At 42.7% G+C, this 2,148-nt stretch carries 1 protein-coding gene; it reads right to left on the bottom strand.

Going from position 1 to position 2,148, the window contains the following annotated elements:
- A partial coding sequence (locus WB217_RS18685) for an FHA domain-containing protein (RefSeq protein WP_423994836.1) occupies nt 1-1,805 on the bottom strand: 1,805 nt, incomplete at its 3' end.
- Nucleotides 1,806-2,148 lie beyond the last annotated feature (343 nt).

Here is a 2,148-nt window from a genome sequence, read left to right on the forward strand (position 1 = left end):
GAAAAGCTCTTATCGAGTTCAATGACATTGGTACATTCCTTTGGCAGGTTTTTCAGCTCATCATAAAGGGCGATCAAGCTGAACCTGATCTTCTTTTTCTCTTTTAACATCTGGTTGATCATCTCGGCTTTTGCGGCGAGACTCTTGCTCATGGAGAACACAACATAATGCTGGCTGATTTCCGCAAGATCTTCATCTGCCATCATCTGGCGCGCACTGATTTCTTTTTCGAAATAAGCCGAAAGCTCTTTGATTTCATTCGCATCAGTCGCTACAAAACGAATCGTTTTCCCGTCATCCCATACATGAGGCAGCCATTTAACAAATTTCCATGTATCATGCTCGTGTTCATCATAAATAAATACCAGCTTCAGCTCGTCATAGCTATGCAATGCTGCCAGCTGAAAAATCACACCCTGGACAAAGCTTTTGACTTCATCCCTCCTGCCAATAATCCCGCTGATCTGTTCCTCTGTAAAATCGGCCGTTACAGGTACTTCCTTTAAAATCTGGGGCTTCTCTACAATTTCGTAAAGCTCATCCTGAAGGTTATCATCCTCCAGCATGAACCGTTTTTCCGGATATTTGATTTCCGCATTCAGCGGCAGGTCGCCAATTCCGAGGCGTACCTTCAGGAAATCATTCTGTCCGATCCCGCGCTCCCATAGGTTGCGCTGGCGGCGTTTTATTCTCGTCACACAGTTCTCAAGCGTGACATGGTTCTCGAACAGGATTTCACTCTGGTGTTTGCATTCATCCGCAATCACCTGCTTCATGTCTTTAAGATAAGCCTTGTATTTCTCCTGGCGGACTCCTTCAAGTTTGACGCGGCGCTTCTTTTCATACTTCTTCGTCAAAATCGGCCAGAGCACGGTTCCAATCAGCATACTGAGCGACATGACAAGGGTTGGCATTGCCGTCATGATGTTCCCGTCTGTGCGCATCACATTTTGCAAGGTTAATAGTCCGGTGAACAAGGAGGCCATCCCCATCGTAATTGACGGTCCGAGCAGCAGCATGAGGGGTGTATCTTCAAGGTTTGGCTGCTGTGGAGGCGGATCAATCTTGATGGTCGTTTTTTCAATATCCCGCTTGAATCGCGGTGAACGATAGAATAATTGACTATTCTCTTCTTCAAAATGGATTTCATCGAGGTTAAGTTCTTTTTCGATTACCGGCTTTTCAGATACGAACGGGTTAAAAGCGTTACGGTCCAGGAAAACTGACTTATGAGGATTGTTCAGGGAAAGCAGGCGCCCATTGAAAATGATTTTGAGGCCCATGATGAAAATGACGTCCCCAATCGACAACTCCTTCTCTTTCACTCTCTGTCCATTTACATACGTTCCGTTTGAACTGTTGAAATCTTTGATGACAGCATCGCCGTTCGTTCCATATTCAATAACACAATGAGAACCCGAGACGAGTTTGTTCGAAAAACAAATCTGGCTGTCCTGTGAACGCCCAATTTTAATAAGATTTGATGTTGCGATATGTTTGGTATATTCATTGCGGTCAATTGTTTGCGGCTCAACATAAAGAAGCGCGGATTGATCATTGTCGCGGCAGATCGTGTAGGTTTTGAATGGTTCAATGAGGACCTTGGATTCTACTTCGTTTGATGTGTTTTTTATGTATGCGTATTTATTGGACTTCAAATACCACTGGCCATCCTCCCCTTCTACAGCCAGCATATCGATCGGGTTATTCTCTTTATCTTCCGTTTTCAGTATGTATCTTCCCGTAACCCTTTCAGGCAGCACTAAATCAAATGCCTTATCCCTGTCAAAAAGTGTGAGAATCATCCTGCTCTCTCTCCCCTGATTTCAATTATGTATGTACAGCAGTTCCTGTTCCGGCATTGGCTGCAGAGACCAGGATTTTACTAGATGTTTTTTCATCTTAACACTATAGATAAATTGGAAATTAACTTCACTTTTACCATTTTAACGTTAAAATCCTTTAGATTCCTCTGTCGATGGAATTAGCACTAAATATATAAACATCTTACAATATCAGTCAGTTCAGTCAAACAATTACCCCTATATTTGGAAAAAAAGGGATATTAGTCCTATTTAGACTTCTCGCCATTATAGGTAAAATGGTGTTTAGATTCTAAGATAACCTCCAAAAATCCAAATCTAGTCC

This window comes from Mesobacillus sp. (assembly GCF_049588175.1).
In the GTDB taxonomy this organism is placed as follows: domain Bacteria; phylum Bacillota; class Bacilli; order Bacillales; family Cytobacillaceae; genus Mesobacillus.